Annotated in this window: 10 protein-coding genes; 5 read left to right on the top strand and 5 right to left on the bottom strand. The window is 61.9% G+C overall.

The genetic code is table 11. From position 1 onward, the window contains the following. Window positions 1-35: 35 nt before the first annotated feature. From P8S53_RS01590 to P8S53_RS01570, 5 genes are read left to right on the top strand one after another with little or no spacing between them, the layout of a single operon-like run. On the top strand, window positions 36-3842 hold the full coding sequence (locus P8S53_RS01590; protein ID WP_277805423.1) for a translocation/assembly module TamB domain-containing protein: 3807 nt from the start codon (window positions 36-38) through the stop codon (window positions 3840-3842). Beyond that, window positions 3843-4616 carry an SDR family oxidoreductase gene (locus tag P8S53_RS01585; protein ID WP_277805422.1) on the top strand — a complete coding sequence of 258 codons (774 nt, stop codon included), beginning with the start codon at window positions 3843-3845 and terminating at the stop codon, window positions 4614-4616. Beyond that, a complete protein-coding gene (locus P8S53_RS01580; protein ID WP_277805421.1) occupies window positions 4613-5227 on the top strand; it encodes an enoyl-CoA hydratase/isomerase family protein in 615 nt (204 codons plus the stop codon). The genes P8S53_RS01585 and P8S53_RS01580 overlap by 4 nt, the downstream gene beginning before the upstream one ends. A 43-nt stretch (window positions 5228-5270) precedes the next feature. Continuing rightward, a complete protein-coding gene (locus P8S53_RS01575) occupies window positions 5271-5624 on the top strand; it encodes a hypothetical protein (RefSeq protein WP_277805420.1) in 354 nt (117 codons plus the stop codon). Between the two features lie 37 nt (window positions 5625-5661). After that, window positions 5662-6156 (top strand): copper chaperone PCu(A)C, encoded by a 495-nt coding sequence (locus P8S53_RS01570; RefSeq protein WP_277805419.1) that lies wholly within the window; start codon window positions 5662-5664, stop codon window positions 6154-6156. A 183-nt stretch (window positions 6157-6339) separates the two neighbouring features. Here P8S53_RS01570 and P8S53_RS01565 read toward each other — a convergent pair whose 3' ends face one another. The 5 genes from P8S53_RS01565 to P8S53_RS01545 form a co-directional block, all read right to left on the bottom strand. Further along, window positions 6340-6657: a hypothetical protein gene (locus P8S53_RS01565; protein WP_277805418.1), complete on the bottom strand. Its 318-nt coding sequence runs from the start codon at window positions 6655-6657 to the stop codon at window positions 6340-6342. A 268-nt stretch (window positions 6658-6925) separates the two neighbouring features. Then, window positions 6926-7606, bottom strand: coding sequence for a 4'-phosphopantetheinyl transferase (locus P8S53_RS01560; protein ID WP_277805417.1), 681 nt, complete (start codon window positions 7604-7606; stop codon window positions 6926-6928). After that, window positions 7603-12147: a MupA/Atu3671 family FMN-dependent luciferase-like monooxygenase gene (locus P8S53_RS01555; RefSeq protein WP_277805416.1), complete on the bottom strand. Its 4545-nt coding sequence runs from the start codon at window positions 12145-12147 to the stop codon at window positions 7603-7605. Before P8S53_RS01555 ends, P8S53_RS01560 begins: the two co-directional genes overlap by 4 nt. A gap of 13 nt (window positions 12148-12160) precedes the next feature. Then, entirely contained in the window at window positions 12161-13144 is a 984-nt protein-coding gene (locus P8S53_RS01550; protein WP_277805415.1) for a glycosyltransferase, read from the bottom strand. Window positions 13145-13149: 5 nt separating this feature from the next. Beyond that, complete coding sequence (locus P8S53_RS01545) at window positions 13150-19494, bottom strand: type I polyketide synthase (RefSeq protein ID WP_277805414.1); 6345 nt, start codon at window positions 19492-19494, stop codon at window positions 13150-13152. Window positions 19495-19524 lie beyond the last annotated feature (30 nt).

The raw sequence follows: 19524 nt of genomic DNA, 5'->3' as shown, positions 1-19524 counted from the left end.
TTTTGCACATCATATCGTTGGCGCTTATCTGCCTGATGATGGCTTTTCCTGCGAATTTGACGGCGCAGGGACTGGAAGACATTGCCCCTGATCCCGGCGAAAGCGATGTGGGTTTTCTGACGCGCCTGTTGCAGGACAGTTTGTCTGACCGTGGCCGTGCGGTCCGGATTACAGGGTTTCAGGGCGCATTGTCATCGCGCGCGACATTCGATCAGATGACGATCGAGGATGATGAGGGTATCTGGCTGCGGGTCACAGGTGCGGCACTGCAATGGAACCGGTCTGCCCTGTTCCAGCGCCGCATCGAAATAGCCGAGATTTCGGCCGAACGTGTCGAAGTTTTGCGTGCGCCGGTGGGCGAGGACTCGGACGAACTGGTGCCGATGCGGCGTTTTGAACTGCCTGAACTGCCTGTGTCCATCAATCTGGGGCAGTTGACGTTTGACGAGGTGGTTCTGGGTGCCCCCCTGCTTGGTCAGGAATTGCGCGCAGGCGTCAGTGGCCGCGCAGCCCTGGCCGGTGGTGAAGGTGATGCAAGGTTACAGATTGACCGGCTGGATGATGTCGAAGGCCAGTTTCTGCTGGATGCCAGCTTTTCCAATGACACGCGCGTGCTGTCGCTGGACCTGAATGTTCAGGAAGCAGAGGGCGGGTTGGCGGTAACCCTGCTGGATGTGCCGGACCTGCCATCTGCCGCGCTGCGCGTGCAGGGCGAAGGGCCGATTGATAGTTTTGAGGCCGAAATCACGCTGGATACTGATGGACAGCGCCGCGTCGCGGGCGAATTTGGCTTGCAGACCACCCTGCCCGGCGTTGCCCAGGCAGTGCGGCTGGACCTTGGCGGGGATCTGCGCCCGCTGCTGCAACCGGAGTTCCACCCGTTTTTCGGTGATGACAGCCGTTTGCGCACGCAGGCACGCAGGTTTGATGATGGTCGCCTGTCGCTGGATAATCTGAGCATTCAGACCGAAAAACTGAAGCTCGATGGTCGTGTGCGCATGGGCACGGATAATTTGCCCGAACTGATTGACCTGCGCGGCGAAATTCGGGACCGCAATGGCGGGCGTGTGCGGCTGCCGCTTGCGGGGTCGGATACCAGCATTGAACAGGCAGATTTGCGGCTGGGGTTCGATGCGTCCGCCAGCGATGACTGGGAACTTGTGCTGGACCTGATCGGGTTCGACAATGGTGATATTTCGGTCGAAAGCCTGTTTGTCAACGGGTTGGGACGCATCACATCACAAGGGTTTGGCGAAGATATCGACGTGGTCGATGCGCTTATCGATTTTTCCGCGCTGGGCGTGTCGGCGCGCGATCAGGGCGTGGCCGAAGCGCTGGGCAGTTCCATGACGGGGTCTGTCGCGTTTATCTGGCGCGAAGGGCGGCCCCTGCTGTTGCCCGGTGTCCTGCTGGAGGGGCGGAATTTCACCATCAACGGGCGCGCGCGGCTGGAAGATGGCGTTGTATTCGCCGATGGTCAGGCGGAATTTCTGGACATTTCGCGCCTGTCGCGTCTGGCGGGGCGGGACCTGTCGGGTGCGGTGCGCGCGCGCGCCGAAGGGCGCATCGGGCCGGAACGCGACAGTTTCAGCGTGCAAACCAGCGTCAGCGGTGTTGACCTGACATTCGGGCAGGAACAGCTCGACCGTTTGCTGGCGGGTGAAAGCGTGATTTCATTGAATGCAGACGGGCGCGGCGGGACAGTGACATTACATGAACTGACAGCGCAGGCCCAGACACTGCGCGCCGATCTGCGCGGGCAGGTCACGCCGCAGGATATCCGTTTGCGCGGTGATCTGGATTTTTCTGATCTTTCTGTGCTTGGTGGCGAGTTTGGTGGCGCGATTGATGCGCGCGTTGCCATTGATGGCCCGCCGGAACGTGAATCGGTGACCATTGAGGCCCGCGCGCGTGATCTGACAGTGGGCCAGCCGGATGCAAACCGTGCATTGCGCGGGGAAACACGCCTTCAGATTGAAGGACAGCGCGATGGTGCCGCGTTTGATCTGGCAGCATTGAGCGTAGAAAATGCCGTGCTGAACCTGTCGGCCAACGGGCGCTATGCGGCGGGTGCATCGCGGCTGGATGCGGAATTTGCACTTGGGTCGCTTGGGTCGGTTCGTCCGGGGTTTGGCGGCAGTGTCCGCGGCGATGTGGCCTTGCGCGAAGAAGGCGACACTCGCGCACTTGATCTGGACGTGACAGCGCGCGATCTGCGCCTTGGCAATGATATGGCAAACCGTGTGCTGGCGGGCACCAATCAACTGACCGCGCGCGTTGTTCAGCGCGCCGATACACTGATGATCGAAGATGCGCGCCTGTCGGGACCGAACCTGACCGCAAATATATCCGGCCAAAGCACGCAAGGCCGCCCCGCGATGAATGTTGACGCGCAACTGCGTGATCTGGCCTTGATTGTGCCCGGTATTACAGGCGCTGTTACCGTGTCGGGTGATGTGCGCGACACGGGCGACGCGTTCGCGCTTGATCTGGCGGCAAGTGGTCCGGCGGGGCTGTCCGTGCAGGCAGCAGGCAGTATTTCGCGTGATTTGCGCGGCGATCTGCGCGCCAGTGGCACCGGCGATATTGCATTGATCAATCCGCGCATTGAACCGCGTTCCGTGCAGGGACCGGCGCGGTTTGATGTGGCACTGAACGGCCCGCTTGCGCTTGGTTCCGTCACCGGCACGGCCGAGGCAACGGGCGCGCAGCTTGTCCTGCCTCAGCAGAATATCCGCATCACCGACCTTGCGGCACGCGCCCAGCTTTCGGGCGGGCAGGCCGCGATTGAGGTGCAGGGCCGTGCGGTTGCAGGCGGCACTGTCACCTTGACCGGTAATATTGATTTGATGCCGCCCCTGAACGCAGATTTGCGCGCGCAACTGACCGATTTTCGCCTTCAGGACCCGCAATTGTATCAGACAGATGTGTCTGGTCAGGTCGCGATTACCGGCGCGCTGACACAGGGGCCAAACCTTGCGGGCAATCTGGTGCTGGATGGCACGGAAATTCGCATTCCGCGTGTTGGTCTGGTGTCGCGCGGGTTCATTCCGCCGAATATACAGCATCAGGGCGAAACGGCGGCGGTGCGCGAAACCCGCCAGCGGGCCGGTATCTTTGCCGGCGAAACCCATGGTCGTGTGCGGCGTCCGTCGACACTGGATCTGACGATTGACGCGCCCAACCGGATTTTCATTCGCGGGCGCGGCCTTGATGCCGAACTTGGTGGGCAGTTGCGCCTGACGGGCACCACTGCGGACCCTATTCCCATTGGCCAGTTCGCATTGATCCGCGGGCGGCTGGATCTGCTGGGTAACCGGTTCACCCTGAACGAAGGGTTTGCCAGCCTGCAAGGCGATCTGGTGCCGTTCGTGCGGCTTGTGGCGTCGACCGAACGCACGGGCGTGACCGCGCGTATTGTGCTGGAAGGGCGCGCGGATTCGCCGGAAATCAGGTTTGAGTCCACGCCGGAACTGCCAGAAGAAGAAGTTCTGTCGCTGCTTTTGTTCGGGCGCGGGTTTGAAACACTCAGCGTGTTTCAGGCAGCACAGCTGGCATCATCGCTGGCCACATTGTCGGGGCGCAGCGAAGGTATCCTTGAACGCCTGCGCCGCAACATCGGGCTTGATGATCTGGATGTGCGCACCGATGAAGATGGTGACACCTCTATCCGGTTGGGGCGCTATCTGACGGATAACATCTATACAGATCTTGAACTGGAACCACAGGGCGACAGCGAAGTGTCAATCAGTATTGACTTGTCGCCATCGCTGACCGCGCGCGGGCGAGTCGACAATCAGGGCCGTGTGGGTGTCGGGCTGTTTTTTGAACGGGATTACTGAATGACGGGGGCAGGAATGGGGTTTGATGCATCTTCACTGGCGGGCAAGGTGGTTCTGATCACCGGGGCCAGTCGTGGCATAGGGGCCGCAGCAGTGCGGGCATTTGTGGCCGCAGGCGCGCAAGTTGGCATGGCCGCGCGCAGTGTCGATGCGCTGGATGCGCTGGCGCGTGAAACCGGCGCGGTGGCTGTGCCTTGTGACGTGGCCGATTTTGCCGCTGTGCAAGCCGCGATTGACGCCATGTGCCAGCGCTTCGGGCGGCTGGATGTGCTGGTCAATAACGCGGGCCTGATTGACCCCATTGGCCTGCTATCCGATGTTTCCCCTGATGAATTCGGGCGTTTGATCGACATAAACCTGAAGGGCGTGTTTCACGGCATGCGCGCGGCACTGCCGGTCATGCAGGCGCAGGGCGGCGGCAGTATCATAACCGTGGGGTCGGGGGCTGCGCATAACCCGCTGGAAGGGTGGGGCGCCTATTGCAGCTCCAAGGCCGGTGCGTTGATGCTGACCCGCGTGGCCGATACCGAAGCGCGCGCGCATGGCCTGCGCATCCTAAGCCTGTCGCCCGGCACAGTCGCCACCGATATGCAGCGCGACATCAAGGCCAGCGGCGTGAATGCGGTCAGCCAGTTGGACTGGTCGGCGCATATCCCGCCCGAATGGGCCGCGCAGGCGCTGGTCTGGATGTGCACACCGGATTCCGATGACTGGATCGGGCGCGAAGTGTCCTTGCGCCAGCCCGATATTCGCGCGCGTGTGGGCGTGCAATGATTCATGTGCACGATGCGGGCGGTGTCTGGACCCTGACACTGGACAGGCCGGACAAGGCCAATTCACTGACCGCGTTGATGCTTCAAGATTTGTGCGACGCAGTTGACGCGGCCTGTCATGCAGGGGCGCGTGCGCTGGTTCTGACAGGGCGCGGCAAGGTGTTCAGCGCGGGCGCCGATCTGGATGAAGCGCGCGCGGGATTGGCCACATCGGGCCTGTGGGAAGCGCTGTCGGGGCGGGTTGCTGCGGCCCCCTGCCTGACGATTGCGGCGTTGAACGGCACGCTGGCGGGCGGCGCGTTTGGCATGGCGCTGGCATGTGATCTGCGTGTGGCGGTGCCGCAGGCGAAGTTCTTCTATCCGGTCATGAAACTGGGGTTTCTGCCGCAACCGTCCGACCCCGCGCGATTGGCCGCATTGGTGGGACCGGCGCGCGCCAAGATGATCCTTATGGCAGGCGCGCGCATTGATGCGTCTGAGGCGCTGTCATGGGGGCTGGTGGACCGGCTGGCCGAACCAGAGGCCCTGATGCAGGACGCAACCGCCCTGACCCAGAACGCGGCGGCCGCATCGGGCGAACATGTCGCGGCGATAAAGCGTATGATACCCTAAGATGCTGCTTTTCATGATCCGGCCAAAGGCATAGATTGCCACCATGTTCAAACTAATGCGTAGCCTGTCCGTTGTTGCGCTGGCGCTGTCATTGGCGCTGGCCAGTATCGGTTTTGTTCAGGCGCGCCATCTTGCTGCGGGTGCGCAGACGCTTGTTATCTGGACGGGCTATGGTCTGGTCTCCATCACGATTGATGCAGACGGCAATCCCGTTGAACATACGCTGCCCTGCCCCGATTGTGTGATGACTGTTGCCGCTGGTCTGCCTGCTTCGGTGCTGTTGCCTGCCGCTGTTTCGCGCGCCTACCGCATGACATGGGACGCGGGCGCGCCGGTCTGGCATGCGGGTGCGGCGGGGTTCTGGGCCAGATCGCGCGCGCCGCCGGAATTTGTCTGATTGCACGGGATTTATCTGTCAGACAAGGAACCACAGAATGAAAAAGTTAACGATGACGACTGCTGCGGCAGTTACATTTGCCCTGCCCGCTTTCGCGTGCGAGTTGGAAGTTCATGACGCCTATGCGCGCACATCGACCGCGATGTCGCAATCGGGTGCCGCGTTTATGCATGTTGTGAACCATTCAGCAACAGATTGCCGCATCATAGGCGCGCGGTCCGATGTGGCGCAGCGCGTGGAATTGCACACCCATCTTGAAGATGCCGATGGCGTCATGCGCATGGTCGAGGTTGAAGAAGGGTTCACCGTGCCTGCCGAAGGCATGCACGCGCTTGCGCGCGGCGGTGACCATGTCATGTTTCTGGGCCTTAACCAGACCCTAAGCCACGGTGATGAAGTGTCCGTGACGCTTGTTCTTGAGAATGGTGACGATCTTGAAGTGATTATCCCGGTCGATCTGGAACGCACCACCGATCACGGCGGCGGGGATGATCACAACCATGATCACGGCCATACCCATAGCCATGACTAGAGCATGTTGCTCAAAAGTGGGAACCGGTTTTGAGCTTCTCGAACATGCGCAATCAATAAGTCAGAGCATGTCTCGTGAATGCGAATGAACGTGATATGCTCTAGAAAATAATAAGACCCCGAACATGGTTCGGGGTCAAAAAGCTGACGGGACATTTCTGAAAACGCGTGTCCCCTATACGATTCAGCGGCCTGTGCAGAATTGTTCGGCGCGGTCCCCGAATGCGCGATACCGCGCCCAGAACGCGTTGTCGCGGTCGCTTTTGGACATGCGCACATCCTGTGCCAGCTGCGGATCACGGAAAAACGCAGCCGCACGGCGTTGTTCGGCGCGTGTCAGCGTTTCATTCGCAACAGACCCGATGCACCGGCACATTGCGCGCGTCGCCTGTGCGCGGTCCGACCGCAGGCACGCGGATTCTATTGCGCTGGCGGTGGCTGGTGTCGGGATTGCGGGGATAATGAATGCCGAAAGGGTGGCGGCAATCAGTGTTTTCTTCATTCTGCCCTCGATTCTTTCTGACTCTGATTTGCTGTTGCCGATTCTAATGACCGGTTGGTTAACAAACTAACAGCAAGCTGCCTCTGGTTTGGTTGTGCGCGAATTATATCAGATAATCGCGTGATTTTACCAATGTTTTTGAAGAATTGGTCATGATGTCGCGCTTGTTACCAAGGTGTTGATCAGATGTAGGGGCGACACCTTTTGCAACTACTATCCATAGACGGGCCAGCTTGCCAAACGTGCTACAAATGCGACCGCCAATGCCTTAGCCACGGTGTATTTCGACGGCCGTGATGATGGAACTGGCAAGAATCGAAAAGCGGCCATCGAATCGGGTGCCTGCGGCCAGATGCGGCACGTCCTGACGTAACGTCGCGACAAAGCGGCCAGATGCCAGATCGGGTGTCAGGTCAAGGGCGTGAAAATCCAGCATGCACCGGCTGATCTGATACTGCGCCTTGTAAACTGCCTCCTTGGCCGAGAACAAAAGCTTCACAAAATTTCCGCGCTGGGTCGGGCCAAGCCCTGCCAGCCACAGCAGATCGTTTTGCGTGCAGATGACCGGCCACAGGTTCGGCTCCAGCGGGGCGGTGGGTTCCATATCAAGGCCCAGGGCCAGAATGGCGGGGTCGTCTGTCACCACGGCCAGCGCGTCATGGTCGGTATGCGTGATGGACCCTGTCATACCGGCGGGCCAGATGGGCGCGCGATCATCGCCGTGCAGCACGGGGCGCGGCATATGGCCAAGCTGTTCCATGGCGCTGCGTGCAGCGGCGCGTCCGGCGGCGAATTCGCGCGCGCGTCGGGCGGCGACCTGTTCAATGGCCAGCACTTCGTCGCCCATCAGGCGCGGCATGGGGGCCTTCGGGTCGGCCCAGCCCATGGCAACCCTGTCGCTGAACAGGGGGCGGGCATATTCTGCAAGGCAAAAGCGTTGTTGGATCATCCTCTGCCGGTCCTTTCTGCGCGCATGGCGCGCCGTCGGGCCATGGCCTGCATTCTGTCTGCTGGCGCTGCTTGCGGCGCGGGTGGTGCAGCATGGGGCGGCGTCGGGCTGCCGGTTTGCTGAACAGGGGCGGGAATACGGACAGCGGCAAGCGGGCGCAGTTTGCTGTCCAGATGGCGCGCAAGTTCGCCCAGCACCGGAAAGCGGAACAAATCGGTGATAGACAGGCCGGGTATGTTCAGGCGGGCGCGCATTTCGCGGTGTGCCTGAACGGCCAGCAACGAATGCCCCCCCAGGTGAAAGAAATTATCCGCCGGACCAACCTGCACCACACCCAGCACATCGCACCAGATGGCGGCAATCTGGCCCGCCGTGTCGTTATCTGCCCCCGCAGGTGCCGCAATGGCCGCGTTTTGTGCGGGTTGTTGCGCGGCGGCGGGTGCAGGCAGGGCCTTGCGGTCGATCTTCTTGTTGGGGGTCAAGGGCATTTCGGCCAGCGGCACAAAATGCGCGGGCACCATATGCGCGGGCAGGCGCTGCGCCAGTGCGGCGCGCAGATCGCCCGCAGGGCTGCCGGTGTAATAGGCCACCAACCGGATGTCGCCGTCGCGGTCCTCGCGGGCGATGGCAACAGCGGCGGTAATGCCGGGCTGCGCATCAAGGGCCGCGTCAATCTCGCCCAGTTCAATGCGGTGACCGCGAATTTTTACCTGATGGTCGACACGGCCCAGAAACCGGATACCGTCAGCCCCCCGACGCACCAGATCACCGGTGCGATACAGCCGACCCGTGCCAAACGGGTTTGCAATGAAGCGGTCTTTTGTCAGCTCCGCCCGGTTCCAGTAACCGCGCGTAACCCCGTCGCCGCCAATGAACAATTCGCCCTCGTTGGCGGGCTGGAAATCATCATCAAGGATATAAACCTGCGTGTTGGCAATAGGCGTGCCGATTTCCACAATGCCGGTGCCGCCCTTGGTGGGGTGGGTTGTGGACCAGATGGTGGTTTCAGTCGGGCCATACATGTTCAACACCGGCTGGCCGGTCAGTTGCGCAATGTCGCGCGCCAGAACACCCGGCAACGCCTCGCCGCCGATCATGACATTACCGACTTTGACAAGCGCGGCGCGGCTGTCGTCATTCATGACCAGCATGCGTGCCATGGACGGTGTGCATTGCAGATGCGTGACCTTGTGGCGGTGAATTTGCGCCGCGATCGAGAAATCATCATCCGGCAGATCCAGCCCTGCATTGGCGCGCTTGACCACTTCGGCCAGCGGAAACAGCCCTTCCAGAACCTGATCGGTGTTGATGCCGTAATCAATCAGGCAGGCAATTTCGGTTACGCCAATCGCCTTGAGTTGCTCCACACGGTCCAGACAATCATCGACCGTGCCGAACAGGCCGGACTCCTCAAAATAGCGGTTAAAGGCGAAATCAAGAATGCCGTCCACTTCGTCTTGCGACAGGGATGACAGGTCAATATCCATGGGGTTTTTGGCGCCCTGCGGGCGTTTGAACGCCGGAAAGGCCCATGCATATTGCTTCACCAGCCCCGCTGCCGCCAGCAGATAGGATTTCATCGGGCCGCGTGCCACTTCGCGCGCATGGTCGCGGTCGCGCGCAACGAAGCTGTGCAGCATCAGGGTTACGGTAAAACCGGCAGGGTCATGGCCCGCCTCGCGCAGGGCGGTGTGATAGATGGTGATTTTCTCGGCCACCTCGGCAATGGATTGACCCAGCAGATGGGTCAGCACATTTGCCCCAAGGTGCCCGGCTTCGCGCCATGTTTCGGGGTTGCCCGCCGTTGTCAGCCAGATCGGCAATTCCCGCGACACCGGACGCGGCAGGGTTTGCACAGGCACCGGCCCGTCACCTTTGTCAAATTCGACCGTGTCGCCGCGCCACAGTTTGCGCAGCGTGTCGATCATCTCGAACATGGCTTTTTTATTGTTCGGGGGCCGGTTTTCGGGGCGAATGACAAAATCCACCGGATGCCAGCCTGACGCAATGCCCAGGCCCGTGCGCCCGTTGGTCAGGTTGTCGATCATGGCCCATTCTTCGGCTATGCGCACAGGATGGTGCAGCGGCGCCACGCAAGACCCCGCACGCACCGCCAGATTTTGCGTGACCGCCGCCACCGCAGCGCCGGAAACCGACGGGTTGGGGAACGGCCCGCCAAAGGCATGGAAATGGCGTTCAGGTGTCCAGACGGCGCAAAACCCGTGCGTGTCGGCGAATTTCGCGCCTTCCAGCAGCAGGCGGTATTTCTGCGGTCCCTGCCCGTCATCATTGCCCCAATACATCAGGCTGAATTCCATGGCCTTGTCGGACACGCGCACTGGCCCGCGCGACACTGCGGTGCGGTCCTCATCGCCCATCAGGACAAGTTTGAAGCCCCGCGCCAGTGTCCAGAAAAGTTCCAGAACCGAAATGTCAAAACTTAGCGATGTGACAGCCAGCCAGACGCCGGGGGGGTCATGCCGGACACAGTCGTCCATGCCCGCAAAGAAATTGGCGACGTTTCCATGCTCGACCATCACGCCTTTGGGCGCGCCGGTGGAACCGGATGTATAGATCAGATAGGCCAGATTGTCGGGCGTGGCGGCGCTGTCGGGGTTGGTGTCAGGTGCCACACCCAGCCGCGTGTCCGTGTCCAGTTGCAAAAGCGCCGCGTCATGGTCGGGCAGGATGTCCAGTTGTGCGTGTTCCGTGACCACAACAGGCGCGGTGGAGTCGTTTAAGTAATGCGCCAGTCGGTCGGCGGGGTAGGCGGGGTCAAGCGGCACATAGGCGCCGCCCGCCTTCAGGATGCCAAGCGCGCCAATCAGCAGGTTCGGCCCGCGCGCGGTGCACAGCGCCACCGGCGTATCAGGGCCAACGCCCATATCTGCCAGCACATGCGCCACGCGGTTGGCGCGTGCGTTCAGGTCTGCATAGGTCAGGGACTGGTTTTCAAAACTTAGCGCAATCGCGTCCGGCGTTTTTTGAACCTGCGCTTCAAACGCATGATGGATGCATATGCGGTCATAGGGGCGGGCGGTGTCGTTCAGGCGCGTCATGTCATCTGCCGCAGGCTGCGGCGTTGTCATCATGGTCTTGATACGCGCCGCATCCGCTGCGCCAAGCAGGGCCGGATCATAGCGCAATTCGCCGGTGCCCTGATTTGCGCCCAGATCAAGGACAATCGCGGCGCTGCCCGCATCCGCGCCATGGACCACAGCGACATGCGGCGTGTCGATCAGCCCAAGGGCCGGATCGCGTGCGCTGATGTCGCGCGCAAAACCGGGTGCGGATCTGGCCAGTTTCAGGCGGTTTCCGACTTCTGCTGCGGGGTTTGTGCAGTGCACATCAACCTGCACGGGCACCCATCCCGAAATATGGTCGGGCGCGGCCGCTGCGGCCTCGGCAATGGCGGTATTGCGCCATGCCAGATCGATACGGGACTGGCCGAAATGGCGCGCCAGTGCGGTGCCGAATGCAGTAATGGTGTGCGCCTCTGGCATGTCCGGCAGGTCAAGCGCCAGCGTTTCGCGGGTGTCGGATTGGGGCGCAAGCCGGGTGGCGGGGACCATGGCGCGCAAGGCATTGCGCCAATGCTGATCGCCCCCGACAATGCGCGTCATGGCCTGTGTGACACCTTCGGGGGGCGCGGCCAGAATGGCGTTTAATTTCACATGCTGCATCGGGTTGACGGGCACACCTTGCACGCACAGCAAACCTGACAGATGCAGTGCCGTGCCCTGCCCGCAAGCCACGCTCACGCCGTCTGCGTCAACATCCAGCACCTGACCGGCTTGTCCCTGGCCGGATACCAGCCGCGCGGTGCCGATACAGGCCAGCTGCGCGCCAAGGCGCAGCTTGGCCGCACTTAGCGGGTTCCAGTATGGCCCGTGATCAAGCGCGCGCACCATGCGTTCCAGTTCCGGTGCGGTACGGGTGAAATCTAGCAAGCCGTCATGGGCGGGGCGGTCATTGCGCAGATGCACGCTGCGCGCGGTTTTGTCCTGCGGCTGGCCTGTGAGCTGTCCGCGTTCCAGCATGTCCAGCACCTGCGCGAAGCTATCCAAGCCTGCGGCAAAGCATTTTGCGTTCAGGGTCAGGGCCGTGTCATCATCGGTGATGTCAAACCCGGCGCGGGCCAGAATATCGCCCTGATCAACGCGTTCGGTGATCATGTGCCATGTGACACCGTGCTGTGCATTCCCGGCCATCAACGCCCAGACAGGGGCGTTCAGCCCCGCATGGCGTGGCAACGGCCCGTCATGGAAATTTACCGCGCCGCGAGAGGGACGCGCCAGCACTTCGGGCGGCAGCACGCGCAGCCCCGCGATATTCAGCAGCCAGTCGAACTGAAGCCCCGCCAGCCGGTCGGCCAGCCCGGCACCGGGGGAAATGACCGCAATCGCATGGCTGGCAGCCCAGTCGGCAAGCTGTGCATTGGCAGTAACGACGGCCGCAATGGAGTGTCCGCGCGCCAACAGCTGATCGCTGCATTCCGCAGCCAGGCTTTCATCGCCAACAACAACACTTGAAAACAGCATACACTACCCCTTTTCAGGGCGCGTTCTGCGCCCCTGTCCGCCCACGACTCGCCGATACGCCCGGCATAAGTGTTCGCAATGTGTGTGCCACAAGATCACGGAGAAAATATGGCGGAATTCGATCCTCTTTCTGTTCGATAAACCGGCGGGTTTTCCAAATGGATGCACCCAACACATAGAACAGCGTTGCAAGCGCCAGATACCCTGCGCCACCCGTCTTGCGAAAATAATGCGCGCGCGAGTTGAACCAATAGCGCGGCACGCGCGATTTCTTCTTCATGCCGGTCGACACGGACCCGATATGCATGACGCTGGCCTGTGGCAGATGCATACCTGTCCAGCCTGCGGCGCGTGCGCGGTGGCACAACTCTGTCTCTTCAAAATACAGGAAAAAGGTTTCATCAAACAGGCCAATCTGGTCCAGCATAGTGCGACGGAACATCACACTGGCGCCAGAACACCAATCCACGGCGCATGTGCTTTGCGGAAAGCCTATGGGAACGCGGTAATTTTGCAGCAGTCTGGTCACCGCGCCGGTATTGGCCGCCGCTTCGAATTCCGACCAGATTGTCGGAAAGCGAAAGGCCACTTCATGCGGGGTGCCATCATCCCCGCGAACAGCACTGCCTGCAAAGCCCGTCTGGGGGTGCGCCAGCATATGATCGCGCAGCAGCATTATCGCATCAGGGTCAGGAAAGGCATCAGGGTTCAGCAAATAGATGAAATCAGGTTGCGGCCCGTCAGTCATGGCGGCGCGGATGGCCACATTATTGCCAAAGCCGAACCCCCCGTTATGGCCGGACTGAAGCACCCGAACGCGTGGCATGTCGCGGGTGTGATCGCGCAGGAAATCAAAAGAGCCGTCCTGACTGTCATTGTCGATAATGGTGATCGCGCCGTCGACATCTTGCATGGCGCGATCTGCCGCCTGCGCGGATTGCAGCGTCATTTCGGCGCTTTTGTAATTGACGATGATGGTCAGGACGCTTGCGCTCATGGGTGCTACTCTGCCGCTTGTTTTATGTGGGCTGCGGGCATCAGGGCGCGCAATTGTGACACCATAACGCGGACATTGGGTTCCAGAACCATGCTGTCATGATCGCCCGGCACCTCGATCACGCGCAGGTTCGGGGCGTGGCGCGTCCAGTCATTGTCAGGGAACACATATTCACGCTGGCTGCTGACCCAGTTGCCACCCGAGACTTTCCAGTGGTGATCCAGCGGCGGGCGGAACAGAACCAGATTGCCATCCCATGGCTGCACCTGATAGGCGGCCACCGCGCGGCGAAATGCCCCCTCGATCGCGGTGTTATGGAAGGCATCATCGCTGTCAGCGGCGGGTCCAGCGGCAAGCTGGCGCCTCCATGCCTGCCGTGCACGCCACCATTCCAGCACATATCCCGGACCCTTGCGGCGCAGTTCGGCCAGTTTTATCAGCGCCTTGTCGGTGCGCGTCAGGGCAGGGCGCAGGGGCAGGGGCGTGTCCAGCAGAACCACCAGATCGACCTTTTCGCCCGCTGCTTCCAGTTGGCGGGCAATTTCATAGGCCGTAATCCCGCCCCCAGAAAACCCGCCCAGCATATAGGGGCCATGCGGTTGCACCTGCCGCATTTCGGCAATGTAATCGCGCGCGGCATCCTCGATCCGGTCATGGGGGGCATCACCGCCCAGCAACCCGCGTGCCTGTAGTCCGTAAAACGGCCTGTCGCGCCCCATCAGCAGCGCAAGATGGCGCAGGTTCAGCACATTGCCGAACATCCCCGCCACAAGGAAAAACGGTGTCTGATCGCCAGCGCCGTGGCCGTGCATGGGCACCAGATGGGTGAATTTCGGGCGTGCGGGCAGGTCGGCACCTGGCTGGGTGGCGGTGGCGGCGTCAGGGTCCAGCCCTGTCTGTTCGGCAATCATGGCCGCACAGGCCGCGATGGTGGGGGCCTGAAACAGGACAGATATGGGGAAATCCACCTGATAGGCTTTCTTGACCTGCGCAAACAGGCGCACGGCAATCAGCGAATGCCCGCCAAGATCGAAGAAGTTATCTTCAACCCCGATCTGGTCCACGCCCAGCAAATCCTGCCAGAATTCTGTAAGGCGGCGTTCAATGTCATTGCGTGGCGCAACCATCTGGGTGCCAAGGTCGGGGCGGTCGAATTTGGTCTGGGGCTTGGCAATAGCGTCGTGATCGGCTTGCGCGATCAGCGCGCGCGGGTCGATGGACGACACCACAAGGGCCGCATGGTCCGACTGCAGGGCGCGCAAAAAGGCACCCGCCCCCTCAATGGGGGTAATGCCAAGGCCCAGCATGTCGCGCAGGCGTTCTTCTGCGGGGGACAGGGGGGCGTTGGTGGCGGTTTCGCGTTCCACCTCGGACGGGCGCAGGGGGGGCGCATCGCCAAAGGCTGTATCGGTCAGTTGCTTGATCGTGAAGCGCCGGATTTCGACCAGCACGCGCCCGTCCGGTGTGGCCAGCGTCAGATCGAAGCTGGCAAACCCTGTGTCAGTGTCGGGACAAAGGCGCGCGTGGCTGACAATCCGCGCAGGCAGGTCGGCAAAGACCGTCACACTGTCATAGGACACCGGCACCCAAAGCGCGCGGCCCTGATAGCCGGGTATAAGCCGCATGGCCCAGCCGGTAGCCAGATCCATAAGCGCGGGGTGCAGCACATGGCCCGCATCCAGATCACCCTGAAACGCGGCAGGCAATTCCAGATGCGCCAGCCCTTCGCCAGTGCCATAGGCGGTGCGGGTAATGACGCGCCAGCGTGGGCCGAAATTCAGATGCGCTTCTTGCGGGGTGCGCAGGCCGGCACCTTCGATCACATCGGGGCAGCGTGCGGCAATGGCGGCTGGGTTTATCGGGGCGGGTGTATCCGGCGTGCCCAGCACCACATTTGCGCGCGCGTTCAGCACATACCCTGTGGCCCCGCCATGGCGGACATCGCTGCGCAGGGTGAAATCATAGCCTGTGCTGTTGCGCGTCAATGTCGCGCGCAGCTTGCGGGGGCCTTCATCCGCCACGCTTAGGGCACGCAATAGCCAGATACCGCGCAATTCAAACGGGCCGGTTTCGCCCTGCGCGCGCAGCGCCTGCGCGCACAGGTCCAGATAGGCGGTGCCGGGCAGAATGGCGGTTCCGTCACTGGTGCGGTGCTGGTCGACGACCCAATGGCTTGTATCCAGATGCAGGGTCAGGCGGCGGTTGCCAGCGGCATCAAAATCCATCTCGTTATAAAGGGGCTGTGCGCAGGGAACCGCGGGGACAGCGGGGGTCTGGCCCAGACGTGCGGCCATTGCGTCAGCGGCCATGCCAGCATCTGCCCACACGCCCCAGTTCAGCGACAGCACGCGGGTTTTTCCACCGGTGCGCGCCCGCGCAAACGCGTTCAGGTATTCATTCGCGGCCACATAATCCACCTGACCCACAGGGGTGGTCAGCGTGGATGTGGATGAAAACAGCACCAGCACATCCAGCGTGCCATCGGGCAGCAAGTCATCCAGCACCTGAAGCCCGTGCAGTTTGGGGGCCAGCACATCTTCCACATCGGCGGGGGATTTGCCCAGAAGGGGCGCATCCGCGATATGGCCCGCCGCATGGATCAGCCCGTATGGCGCGCCGAAGGTGTCGCGCGCGCCGTCCAGCGCGCGGCGCATATCATCAATATTGCACACATCGGCGCAGGCGACATGGACCTGCCCGCCAAGGGATTCCAGCCGCCCTATGGCCTGAATGCGGCGGCTGGTCTGGTCTGCGGGCGAATGCGCGGCCAGCCACCCGTCCCAATCACCACGGGCGGGCAGGGGGGAGCGGCTGATCAGGGTAATACGCGCGGCGTTTTTTGTAATCAGCGCCTCGGCCAGGGTCAGGCCGATGCCGCCGAAACCGCCGGTAATAACCCAATGCGCGCCGTCTGGCAGGTCCGGCAGTTCATCCGGCAAGGGCGCGGGGCGAATTGTCTGCGCATAGCGCCGCTGGCCGCGCAGCAAGGCGGTGGTGTTGGCGGGTGTGGCGCATAACTCCTCCAGCAGGGTTTGCGTCAGTGCGGGGGCGCTGGCCACGTCAATATCCAGCGTGGCGCAGGTCAGGCCAGCCATTTCGCGCGGGGCCACGCGCGCGGGGCCTGCGATCATGGCCTTTTCAGGGTGGGCCAGCGGTTGCCCGTTCAGCGCTTGTGCGCCGGTGGTGATGATGCACAGATGAACGGGCAGGGGCAGGTTTTCGGACTGGATGGCCTGCGCCAGATACAGCAGGGAATAAAACCCCTGTTCCATATTGCGGTGCACGGCACTGGACCCGGGCCTGAAGGTTTCGCGCGGGTCCGCAAGCCAGAAATGCCCGATGCGGGTGGGGGTCACGCCATCCGCGATCAGATCTTGCAGAAGCTGCATATATCCGTCAGCGCCCTGTTCGGGGGCCAGTGTATAACTGTCTGCGGATTTGCGCGCGAATGTGTCGCCCGCATGCACGTCGATCACGCGCGCGCCGCTGCCACGCAGTTGCGCGATAACGGGTGCTGCAATACCTGCATCATCTGCGAAAATCAGCCATGTGTCGGATAGGGTGGACAAATCGCGCGTCACATCAATATCGCAATCGGCATATGCCGGTTTCCAGCCGGTGGCAAAACCCCATTGGGTGACATCATCAATGCGGTCCAGTGCAGGGGTTTCGGTGGCGCTGGTGCTGCCCGGTTCAATGAAATAGCGCGCGCGCTGGAACGGGTATGTGGGCAGGCGCACGCGCTGGCGCCGCGCTTCGCCCCAGATCTGCGCCCAGTCAAACTGCCCGCCCAGCGCCCAGATACGGCCAAGCGTGCCCATATGATACAGATCATCGGCAATGTCTTCGTCAGGGTGGCGCAGCACGGACAGCACCTGTTGCCCCGGCACGGCCCCGTTCATGCGCGTCAGCGACGACAGTGCCTTGCCTGGCCCCATTTCCAGATATATGCGGTTGGGACGGGCGGCCAATGTGGTGATGCAATCGCCAAACAGGACTGTGTTGCGCAGGTGCTGCACCCAATATTCGGGGTCGCAGGCCTGCTGCGGCGTCAGCGGCTGGCCGGTGCGGTTGGAAATGACGGGAAGCTGCGGCGCGTTCAGGGGCACGCCCTGCAAAAACGCGCGGAATTGCCCCAGAATGGGGTCCAGCATGCGGCTATGGGCGGCAATGTCGATGGGCACGCGCTGGGCGGTAATGTCATCTGCACGCAGCGCCGCTTCCAGCTGGTCAAGTGCTGCTTGCGGGCCGGATATGACGGTCAGTTCCGGCGCGTTCAGCGATGCAATGTCGTGATCCGGCCCCAGATAGGGGCGCAACGCATCCAGTGACAGCGGCACGGACAGCATGCCGCCTGCGGGCACCGTGTCGAATAACTGCCCGCGCAGATGCACCAGATCGATGCAATCTTCAAACCCGATGACACCCGCCAGCGCGGCGGCGGTGTTTTCGCCCATGGAATGACCCACCAGAACCGAAGGCACAACGCCCCAGTCGATGAACATCTGCGCCAGCGCATATTCGGTGATCATGATCAGCGGCAATTGCACGGACGGGCGTTTCAATACCTCGGTCGCGCGGTCCATGTCCTGCGGGTCAGGCAGCCACAACGCGCGCAGGTCATAGCCCAGTTTCGGTTGCAGATGGGCCAGCCCCCGATCCATCCATTCCGCAAAGACCGGTTCGGTTTCATATAATTCGCGCGCCATGCCCGCATATTGCGCGCCCCCGCCGGGGAACATGAACACCATGTCGGGGCTATCCAGCGCCGTATGCGAAAACACGCGTCCGGGATTTTCAGCGTTCAGCAGTGTGGCGGCATCTTCATGGGTTTCAGCCACGACAACGCGGCGCTGGGCAAATGCCGTGCGCCCTTCGCGCAGGGTAAAGGCCACGTCGGCCAGCGGCTGGTCGGGATGGGCGCGCAGATGGGTTGCAAGGTTGCGCGCGGCATCATCCAGCGCGGGCTTGTTGCGCGCCGACAGGGTCAGAAGCTGGAAGGGCCAGTCGCTTGCATCTGACGGTGCGCGCGCGGGCGCTTCTTGCAAAATGACATGGGCGTTCGTGCCGCCCACGCCCAGTGAATTGACGCCCGCGCGCAGCGGCGCGTCACCCTGCCACGGTGTCAGGCGGTCATTGACGACAAAGGGGGTGCTGGCAAAATCAATCGCGGGGTTGGGCGCTTCATATCCAAGGCTGGGGGGCAATTCGCGGTGTTCCAGCGCGGACGCCACCTTGATCAGGCTGGCCACACCGGCGGCGGTGTCCAGATGGCCGATATTGGTTTTCACCGACCCGATGCGGCAAAAGCCGGTCTTGTCGGTGGTTGCAGAAAATGCCTGCGTCAGTGCGGCAATTTCAATGGGATCGCCCAGATATGTGCCTGTTCCGTGGCATTCGATATAGGACACGCTGTCGGCGGACACGCCTGCGACAAGATGCGCCTCTGCTACGGCGGCGGCCTGCCCTTCGACCGAGGGGGCCAGATAGCCCGCCTTGGCGGCGCCGTCATTGTTGACCGCGCTGCCCTTGATCACGGCAATGATGCGGTCGCCATCGCGCAGTGCATCGGACAGGCGGCGCAGCACCACAGCGCCCGCGCCCGACCCGAAGACCGTGCCTTGCGCGCGGTGATCGAATGCGTGGCATTCCCCGTCGGGCGACAGAATTTCGTTTTCCTTGAACAAGTAGCCGCGCCCATGGGGCAATTCGATTGTCACGCCGCCCGCAAGCGCCATGTCGCATTCCCCTGTCAGCAGCGATTGCACCGCATAATGCACCGCAACCAGCGATGTGGAACACGCCGTCTGCACATTGACCGACGGGCCGCGCAAATCGAAAATATGGCTGACGCGGGTGGCCAGAAAATCCTTGTCATTGCCGGTATGGCGCAACAGGAACATGCCAACATCATCAACCAGATGCGGGTTTGAACACAGGTTGAAATAGAAATAACTGCCCATCCCACAGCCGGAAAACACCCCCACAGGCCCGCCAAATGCCGCGGGCGGGTGGCCTGCATCCTCGAACGCTTCCCATGCCACTTCCAGAAACTGGCGGTGCTGGGGGTCCAGAATGGCAGCTTCCTTGGGCGAGAAGCCGAAGAAATCGGGGTCGAATTCGGCAAAACCGTCCAGCGTGGCGGCATGGGGCACATAGTTGGGCTTGCGCAAGGTCGCAGCGGCCTCCCCCCCTTCCAGAAGTTCGGCTTCACTTAGCCTGCGAATGGCGCTGCGGCCCGCGCGCAGGTTTTCCCAGAATTCAACGACAGACCCCGCCCCCGGCAAATGCGCGGCCATGCCGATAACGGCAATGTCGTTTTCGCTGAATTGGTCGGGTAGGTCAGTCATGATATATGCGCTTTTCAGTTGCGGTTGTGT

Source organism: Roseinatronobacter sp. S2, from assembly GCF_029581395.1.
Classification (GTDB): domain Bacteria; phylum Pseudomonadota; class Alphaproteobacteria; order Rhodobacterales; family Rhodobacteraceae; genus Roseinatronobacter.
The sequence above is the reverse complement of the archived record's forward strand: the minus strand, read 5'-3'. Positions and strand labels throughout refer to the sequence as shown.

Bases quoted from the DNA above. Each gene is read 5' to 3' on its own strand.
- P8S53_RS01590 (WP_277805423.1), top strand. From the start codon at position 36: ATGATGGCTTTTCCTGCGAATTTGACGGCGCAGGGACTGGAAGACATT.
- P8S53_RS01585 (WP_277805422.1), top strand. From the start codon at position 3,843: ATGACGGGGGCAGGAATGGGGTTTGATGCATCTTCACTGGCGGGCAAG.
- P8S53_RS01580 (WP_277805421.1), top strand. From the start codon at position 4,613: ATGATTCATGTGCACGATGCGGGCGGTGTCTGGACCCTGACACTGGAC.
- P8S53_RS01575 (WP_277805420.1), top strand. From the start codon at position 5,271: ATGTTCAAACTAATGCGTAGCCTGTCCGTTGTTGCGCTGGCGCTGTCA.
- P8S53_RS01570 (WP_277805419.1), top strand. From the start codon at position 5,662: ATGAAAAAGTTAACGATGACGACTGCTGCGGCAGTTACATTTGCCCTG.
- P8S53_RS01565 (WP_277805418.1), bottom strand. From the start codon at position 6,657: ATGAAGAAAACACTGATTGCCGCCACCCTTTCGGCATTCATTATCCCC.
- P8S53_RS01560 (WP_277805417.1), bottom strand. From the start codon at position 7,606: ATGATCCAACAACGCTTTTGCCTTGCAGAATATGCCCGCCCCCTGTTC.
- P8S53_RS01555 (WP_277805416.1), bottom strand. From the start codon at position 12,147: ATGCTGTTTTCAAGTGTTGTTGTTGGCGATGAAAGCCTGGCTGCGGAA.
- P8S53_RS01550 (WP_277805415.1), bottom strand. From the start codon at position 13,144: ATGAGCGCAAGCGTCCTGACCATCATCGTCAATTACAAAAGCGCCGAA.
- P8S53_RS01545 (WP_277805414.1), bottom strand. From the start codon at position 19,494: ATGACTGACCTACCCGACCAATTCAGCGAAAACGACATTGCCGTTATC.